This window comes from Streptomyces niphimycinicus (genome assembly GCF_018883605.1).
Classification (GTDB): domain Bacteria; phylum Actinomycetota; class Actinomycetes; order Streptomycetales; family Streptomycetaceae; genus Streptomyces; species Streptomyces niphimycinicus.
Window position 1 is genome coordinate 1 of the sequence record NZ_JAHLEM010000576.1, and the last position, 7,789, is coordinate 7,789.

The window sequence follows — 7,789 nt, forward strand, 5'->3', positions numbered from 1 at the left end:
GAAGGCGGAGCCCCCGGGAACGTCAACTCCCCGACATACGCCGGGCGGGCCCGCTCCCCACAGGGGGCGGGCCCGCCCGGTGTCGCGGCGTACGCCCTGGTCAGCCCGTGTTGCGGAGGCCCGCCGCGACGCCGTTGACCGTGAGGAGCAGCGCGCGGCCGAGCAGCGGGTCGGGCTCCTCGCCTCGTTCGCGCGCGGTGCGCTGACGGTGCAGCAGGGTGACCTGGAGGTAGGAGATCGGGTCGAGGTAGGCGTCCCGGACGTGGAAGGTCTGCTTCAGCACCGGGTTGGAGTCGAGGAGTTCGTGCTCACCGGTGATGCGCAGTACCTCTCGTACCGTCAGTTCGTGCTCTTCCTGGATGACGTCGAAGACGTGCTTGAGGTTCTCGGGGACCAGCGTGTCGACGTAGTGTCGGGCGATCCGCAGATCGGTCTTGGCCAGGGTCATTTCGACGTTGGACAGGAAGTTGCGGAAGAAGTGCCAGTGCTGGTGCATTTCGTCGAGGACGCCGTCGAGTCCGGCTTCGCGGGCGGCCTTGAGGCCGGAGCCGACGCCGAACCAGCCGGGGACGATCTGCCGGGACTGGGTCCAGCCGAACACCCAGGGGATGGCCCGGAGTCCGTCGAGGCCGGCGCCGGAGTCGGGGCGGCGGGAGGGCCGGGAGCCGAGGTGGAGGTCGGCGAGCTGGTCGACGGGGGTGGAGGCGAAGAAGTAGGCGGGCAGGTCGGGGTCGTCGACGAGGGCGCGGTAGGCGCCGTGGGCGGCGTCGGAGACGGTTTCCATGGCCGCGTCCCAGCGGGAGAGTGCCTCGTCGGACTGGCGGGGCGCGGTGTGCAGGGCGGATGCCTGGAGCGTGGCGGCGACGGTGAGTTCGAGGTTTTCGCGGGCGAGCGAGGGCACGAGGTACTTGTCGGAGATGACCTCGCCCTGTTCGGTGACCTTGATCTCGCCTTCGAGGGTGCCCCAGGGCTGGGCGAGGATGGCGTCGTGGGTGGGGCCGCCGCCGCGGCCGACGGTGCCGCCGCGGCCGTGGAAGAGCCGCAGTCGTACGCCGTGCCGGTGGGCGACGTCGCGCAGCAGTCGCTGGGCGCGGTGGATTTCCCACTGGGAGGTGGTGATGCCGCCGAACTTGGACGAGTCGGAGTAGCCGAGCATGACCTCCTGGACGTCGCCGCGGAGGGCGACGAGCCGTCGGTAGGAGGGGTCGGCGAGCATTTCGTCGAGAAGCTTGTCGGCGATCTTGAGTTCTTCGGTGGTCTCCAGCAGCGGGACGATGCCGATCTTGGCCCAGCCGGCGTGGAGGTCGATGAGTCCGGCCTCGCGGGCGAGGACGGCGGCGGCGAAGACGTCGTCGGAGCCCTGACACATGGAGATGATGTAGGACTCGACGATTTCGGGGCCGAAGCGCTCGAAGGAGTCGCGGATGGTGCGGAAGACGCCGAGGGTCTTGGCGCCGGCGGCGTCGAGGGGGGCGGGGCTGGGGGCGAGGGGGCGCCGGGAGCGCAGTTCCTTGGCGAGCAGCTTGCGGCGGTAGTCGCGGGGCATGTCGGCGTAGCGCCAAGATTCCTCGCCGAGCCGGTCGAAGAGCTGGCCGAGGGCGTGGTGGTGGGCGTCGGCGTGTTCGCGGACGTCCATGGTGGCGAGCTGGAGGCCGAAGGCGGCGAGGGTGCGGATGGCGCGTTCGAGGCGGCCGCCGGCGATGAGGTGGCCGCGGTGGGCGCGCAGCGAGTCCTGGATGAGGTGGAGGTCGGCGAGGAGTTCGCCGGAGCCGAGGTAGTCGCGGCCGGGCTGGTGGGGGGTGTCGCCGGCGAGCCGTTCGCGGGTGTTGACGATCTTCTGCCGCATGCAGGTGGCCTTGAGCCGGTAGGGCTCTTCGGCGTTGAGCCGCTTGTAGCGCGGGCTGATCTCGGGCAGCAGCTCGAGGTCGCGCTGGAGGGAGGCGAGGAGTTCCTCGGAGGCGCCGGTGTTGCGGATGGAGCTGGAGAGGGCGGCGCGCAGGTCGTCGATGATCTCCAGGGCGTCGGTGATGCCGTGTTCGTGCTGGAGGATCAGGACGTCGCGGGTCACCTCGGGGGTGACGTTGGGGTTGCCGTCGCGGTCGCCGCCGATCCAGGTGCCGAAGGTGAGGGGGCGGGTGGTGGCGGGCAGTTCGACGCCGACGCGCATCAGTTCGGCGGTGAGGTCCTCGAGGACGTCGCCGACGGCGCCGGCGTGCAGTTCGTCGAGGTAGTAGATGGCGTTGCGGGCCTCGTCGGCGGGTTCGGGGCGGGCGACGCGCAGCTCGTCGGTCTGCCAGAGCAGGTCGATGTTCTCGGCGAGCCGCAGGTCGGCGCGGCGGGCGTCGCCGCCGCCGACGGCGGGGGTGTCGAGGAGTTCGGCGATGCGGCGGAGCTTGGTGAGGACGGTGCGGCGGGCGGCCTCGGTGGGGTGGGCGGTGAAGACGGGGCGTACGCCGAGGTGGGCGACGGTCTGCCGGAGGTGCTCGGGGTCGGCGTCCTTGAGCTGGTCGGCGGTGCGGGCGAGGATGCCGCCCTCGACGGCGCGGCGGGTGCGCAGCTCGCGGCCGCGGTGTACCTGTTCGGTGACGTTGGCCAGGTGGAAGTAGGTGGAGAAGGCGCGGACCAGCTTGGCGGCGGTCTGGAGGTCGGTGGAGCCGAGCAGGTCGGCCGCGGCCTCGCCGTCACTGCGGGTGAGGGCGCGGACGCGCTCGACGAGTTCGAGGAGGTCGGGTCCCTCCTGGCGGACGAGGGTCTCGCCGAGCAGGTCCCCCAGACGGCGGATGTCGGCACGCAGAGCGGCGTTGGTGTGGTCGGCACTGCTCACAGGTGCGGGCTCCTTGCAGTGAACGGGGTTCGAAGCGCGGCATCAGGGCTTGCGCGGCGGGCGCCGCGGGCTGCTGACCCGGTGCTTTCGGCCATGTGCGGACCGCGCTGTCCGACGTCCCCAGGATAGGCGGCACGACCCTGTGGGAGACCAGAGCCCTATTGCCCCGCTTCCCGGCCCTGCCATACTTACGACGCCGTAGGTTACGGATCCGTAGCCATGCCCCGAGCCCCACGAGGGATCCCATGACTGCAAGCCCCGACGTGGTCGATGACACGCCGAAGGCCCAGGAGGCCCCGCTTCCCTCCGCCACGCTCGGCGGGGACAGCAAGCGCTCCATCGAACAGATCACCCTTCTCCTGTTCATCACCGTCCCCTTTGTCGCGCTTATCGCGGCGGTTCCCCTGGCCTGGGGCTGGGGGGTGAGCTGGCTGGATCTGGCGCTGATGGTGTCGATGTACTACATCGGCTGCCACGGCATCACGATCGGCTTCCACCGGTACTTCACTCATGGCTCGTTCAAGGCGAAGCGGCCGCTGCGGGTCGCGCTGGCGATCGCGGGGTCGCTGGCCGTGGAGGGGCCGCTGGTGCGCTGGGTGGCCGATCACCGTAAGCACCACAAGTTCTCGGACGCGGATGGCGACCCGCACTCCCCGTGGCGGTACGGCGAGACCGTTCCGGCCCTGATGAAGGGGTTGTGGTGGGCACATATCGGATGGATGTTCGATCAGGAGCAGACGTCCCAGCACAAGTACGCACCGGATCTGCTCAAGGACGGCCCCGTCCGGGCGGTCTCCCGGCAGTTCGTGGTGTGGACGGTGGTCTCCCTGATGCTGCCGCCGGTGATCGGCGGGCTGGCGACCTGGTCCTGGCAGGGCGCGGTGACCGCCTTCTTCTGGGGGTCCCTCGTCCGGGTGGCCTTGCTGCACCATGTGACCTGGTCGATCAACTCGATCTGCCATGCGGTGGGCAAGCGCCCGTTCAAGTCGCGGGACCGCTCCGGCAATGTGTGGTGGCTGGCGGTGCTCTCGTGCGGCGAGTCCTGGCACAACCTGCACCACGCGGATCCGACCTGTGCCCGGCACGGGGTGATGAAGGGGCAGCTCGACTCCAGCGCCCGGATCATCCGCTGGTTCGAGAAGGCGGGCTGGGCGTATGACGTCCGGTGGCCGAGCCAGGCCCGTATCGACGCCCGCCGTCAGGAGGAGTCCGTCGGAGCGGCATGATGGAGGGCGTGGCGACCGACAGTAATACCAGCGGCGAAAAGGACCGGCCGGCCCGGCCCGGCCGACCCTCCGGATCCGGGACCCGGCGGCCCCGCCGGGTCCGGATGACCGGCAAGGAGCGCCGGGAGCAACTGCTGGACATCGGTCGCACGCTCTTCGCCGAGCGTGGCTTCGAGGGCACGTCGGTGGAGGAGATCGCGGCGAAGGCGGGGGTCTCCAAGCCGGTGGTGTACGAGCACTTCGGCGGCAAGGAGGGGCTGTACGCGGTCGTGGTGGACCGTGAGATGCGGCGGATGCTGGACATGGTGACCACATCGCTGACCGCGGGCCATCCGCGGGAGCTGTGCGAGCAGGCCACCTTCGCCCTGCTGGACTACATCGAGGAGTACACGGACGGCTTCCGGATCCTGGTCCGTGACTCCCCCGTCGCCCAGTCGACGGGCACCTTCGCCTCACTGATCAGCGATATCGCCACCCAGGTGGAGGACATCCTGGGCCTGGAGTTCAAGGCCCGTGGCTTCGACGCCAAGCTGGCCCCGCTGTACGCGCAGGCGCTGGTGGGGATGGTGGCGCTGACGGGCCAGTGGTGGCTGGACGTCCGCAAGCCGAAGAAGGCCGAGGTCGCGGCGCATCTGGTGAATCTGGCCTGGCACGGTCTGGACGGTCTGGAGCAGAAGCCGCGGCTGATAGGCCACCGCAAGGCGTGAGGGGCGCGCCTTGGCCGCCCCGGAACGGGCCGTATCCGGGGCGCAACCAGCCGACGGGTGACGACGACCACAGCGCGCCCGCCTCCCGCCCCCGCCCCCCGCTGAACTTCACCTCGGCGGGCATGCTTCCGCTGGAGCAGAACCGCTGTCGCATCGCCACCGTACGGATCGTGGACGGCCTCAGTCGCGTCGGAGCGTCACGGCCCGACGATGGCCTCTCCGATGACGAAGCCCTTCGCGGGGCCGTCGGGGATGACGGCGTCGGTGCCGTAGGGGACGCGGTGCTCGTCGGCGTAGACGGCCTTGTCGGGGTCGGGTGCCGTGAGGATGACGACCGTGCCGTCACCGTCGAAGTCGTCGATCAGGACATAGAGCGGGATGCCCGCACGGGCGTAGGCCCGGCGCTTGCGCTCCCTGTCGCGCGACTGGGCTTCCCGGCCCGGTGAGACCACCTCGAAGACGGCCTGGACACCGCCTGCGTCCACGCCGAGGTCTTCCTCGTCGGGGATCTCGTCAAGGTCCTCGGGGGCGATGAAGAGGTCGGGGATCCAGACCTTGCGGCGGTGGATGAGATTGCCGTCCTGGTAGGCGGCATGGTCGCCATCCGCGAGATGAGCCTCCAGGGCCCGGCGGAGGCGGTTGATGATCACGGTATGGCGGCGACGGCCGGTGGGCGACACCTCGATGTACTCCTCGATGATCTCGGCCCGGTAGCCCTCGGGGAGTTCCATGGCCTTCCACGCCTGCCACAGCACCTCGTCCAGGGACATGGCCTCCTGCCCGGCGGCCGGGGGCAACCCGTCGTCCACGGCAGAGCACGGCTCATGCGCGAGAGCGGTCATCGTGAAGCACCTCCTCCATCAGTCTGGGCGCCGACGCCACTGCGGCACAAGCGACACCGTGACGCTAGGCGACCGGGAGCGGTGCCGGGCCGGGAAGTCGACGCGATCATCCGATCGGGTGGTTTCACCCGATCGGCTCAACGGATGCCGACAACCCCCGGGCCGGGGTGGGCCTTGCGGGACGGGCGGAACCCGGCTCAAGGTCCAGGGCCGTGATCATCGCTGGGCCGTGCGGGCCACGACGAAGATGCGGCGGAACGGGAAGGCCGTGCCGTGGGGGCCGGAGGGGTAGGCGTCGCGGAGTTGGGCGGCGTAGGCGGCGAGGAAGCGGTCGCGGGCGGGCGGGTCGTCGGCGAGGGCGGTCAGGACCGGGCGCAGGGCGGTGCCCTTGACCCAGTCGAGTACGGGGTCGGGGCCGGTCAGGACCTGTACATAGGTGGTCTCCCAGGCGTCGACCTCGCAGCCGAGGGCGGACAGGCGCTCCAGGTACTCGGTCGGGTCCAGGACGGAGGCGGGGTCGCGGACGCGGTCGGCGAGGCGGTCGCGCCACTCGGGGGTGTCGCACAGCTCGCGCAGCAGGGTGTGGCTGGGGGCGGCGAAGTTGCCGGGGACCTGGAAGGCGAGGGTGCCGCCGGGGCGCAGTCCGGCCAGCCAGGTGCCGAAGGAGTCGGGGTGGCCGGGGACCCACTGGAAGGCGGCGTTGGAGACGATCAGGTCGTAGGGCTCGTCCGGTGCCCAGGCCCGCACATCGGTACGGCGCAGGTCGAGGCGGCCGCCGCCGGTGGTGGGGCCCGCGAGGGGCTGGGCCTCGGCGAGCATCTCGGCGGAGTTGTCCAGGCCGGTGACATGGGCGTCGGGCCAGCGGTCGAAGAGCAGGACGGTGACGTTGCCGGGTCCGCAGCCGAGGTCGGCGATGCGGGGCGGGCGGCCGGGGCCGGTGGGCAGTTCGGGGATGCGGGCCAGCAGGTCCTGGAAGGGGCGGGTGCGGTGGCCGGCGTGGCGCAGATACTGCCGGGGATCCCAGTTGGGCGCGGTGGTCATGGTCGGTCCCCCTGTGGGTACGGTCGGTACGGGGCGCGCTGCCGTGACCGCTGCGCATCCCGGTGTCTTACCGTTGCCCACGGTATCTCTTGATGTCAAGAGACTTCATGTCGACAGACCCACTACACTGATCGCCATGGAGGACGAGGTCGATCGGCTGGTCGCGGCGTGGCGGCGGGAACGCCCCGACCTCGATGTGGAACCGCTCGAAGTGCTCAGCCGGGTCAGTCGGCTCGCCCGCCATCTGGACCGGGCGCGGCGGATCGCCTTCGCCGAGCACAATCTGGAGCCCTGGGAGTTCGACGTCCTGACCTCGCTGCGCCGGGCCGGGCCCCCGTATCAGCTCTCCCCCGGGCAGTTGCTGACCCAGACCCTGGTCACCTCGGGCACCATGACCAACCGCATCGACCGGCTCGCCAAGAAGGGGCTGGTCGAGCGCGGGCCCGACCCGAGTGACCGGCGCGGCGTGCTGGTCCGGCTGACCGCCGAGGGGCGTGACCGCGCCGATCAGGCACTGGCCGGGCTGCTGGACCATGAGCACGCCATTCTGGCCGAGCTCTCCCAGGCCCAGCGCGCCGAACTGGCCGCGCTGCTACGCCAGTTGACCGCCCCGTTCGACAATCTCCCCGGCTAGGTCGACCGGGCCCACCCCGGCACGCCGGGCCAGCGCCACGGCCGCCAGCGTGGAGTGCACGCCCAGCTTGCCCAGCACATTCTGCATATGGGTGCGGACGGTGTGCGGGGAGAGGAAGAGCCGCTCGGCGACGGCCTTACGGCCGAGCCCGGCCACCATGCAGCGCAGCACCTCCCGCTCACGCGGGGTCAGCGACTCGACCAGGCGCTCGCTTTCGGTGCGGTGCTTACGGGCGGCCGTCAACTCCCGCAGGACGCCGGTGAGCAGCGCGGGCGGCAGATGGGTCTCCTCCCGGAGCACCCCCCGGATGACCGCGAGCAGCCGCACCAGCGAGCAGTCCTTGGCGACCCAGCCGGACGCCCCGGCCTGGAGCGCCACCGCCGCGCGGCGCGGATCGTCGCGCTCGGCCAGCACCACGGTGCGCACCCCCGGCTGGGTGGAGCGGACCGCGCCGACCAGCCATATGCCGTCGGCCACCCGGCCGTTCACCGCCCGGGCGGGGCCACCGTGCGGCC

General features: G+C 71.1%; 7 protein-coding genes. 3 read left to right on the forward strand and 4 right to left on the reverse strand.

The genetic code is table 11. The features are described 5' to 3' along the window. Positions 1 to 100: 100 nt before the first annotated feature. The gene (gene ppc / locus KN815_RS36730) at positions 101 to 2,824 is read right to left on the reverse strand and encodes a phosphoenolpyruvate carboxylase (RefSeq protein WP_216346178.1); all 2,724 of its coding nucleotides are present in this window, start codon (positions 2,822 to 2,824) and stop codon (positions 101 to 103) included. A 245-nt stretch (positions 2,825 to 3,069) separates the two neighbouring features. Here ppc and KN815_RS36735 point away from each other — a divergent pair, with 245 nt between their 5' ends. Together KN815_RS36735 and KN815_RS36740 are read left to right on the forward strand one after the other, a co-directional pair. After that, a complete protein-coding gene (locus tag KN815_RS36735) occupies positions 3,070 to 4,050 on the forward strand; it encodes an acyl-CoA desaturase (RefSeq protein ID WP_216346179.1) in 981 nt (326 codons plus the stop codon). Continuing rightward, on the forward strand, positions 4,050 to 4,757 hold the full coding sequence (locus KN815_RS36740) for a TetR/AcrR family transcriptional regulator (RefSeq protein WP_216346182.1): 708 nt from the start codon (positions 4,050 to 4,052) through the stop codon (positions 4,755 to 4,757). The genes KN815_RS36735 and KN815_RS36740 overlap by 1 nt, the downstream gene beginning before the upstream one ends. A gap of 197 nt (positions 4,758 to 4,954) precedes the next feature. On the opposite strand, the gene KN815_RS36745 is transcribed toward KN815_RS36740, so the two are convergent. Together KN815_RS36745 and KN815_RS36750 are read right to left on the reverse strand one after the other, a co-directional pair. Then, complete coding sequence (locus KN815_RS36745; protein ID WP_372458578.1) at positions 4,955 to 5,599, reverse strand: Uma2 family endonuclease; 645 nt, start codon at positions 5,597 to 5,599, stop codon at positions 4,955 to 4,957. 216 nt (positions 5,600 to 5,815) lie between these two features. After that, on the reverse strand, positions 5,816 to 6,640 hold the full coding sequence (locus KN815_RS36750; protein WP_216346180.1) for a trans-aconitate 2-methyltransferase: 825 nt from the start codon (positions 6,638 to 6,640) through the stop codon (positions 5,816 to 5,818). Positions 6,641 to 6,776: 136 nt separating this feature from the next. Between KN815_RS36750 and KN815_RS36755 the strand changes: the two genes are divergently transcribed. Next, positions 6,777 to 7,274 carry a MarR family winged helix-turn-helix transcriptional regulator gene (locus KN815_RS36755; RefSeq protein ID WP_014054422.1) on the forward strand — a complete coding sequence of 166 codons (498 nt, stop codon included), beginning with the start codon at positions 6,777 to 6,779 and terminating at the stop codon, positions 7,272 to 7,274. On the opposite strand, the gene KN815_RS36760 is transcribed toward KN815_RS36755, so the two are convergent. Then, positions 7,233 to 7,789, reverse strand: a 557-nt coding sequence (locus KN815_RS36760; RefSeq protein WP_216346181.1) for a LuxR C-terminal-related transcriptional regulator, incomplete at its 5' end; no start/stop codon positions are given. The two genes, KN815_RS36755 and KN815_RS36760, sit on opposite strands and share 42 nt — an antisense overlap.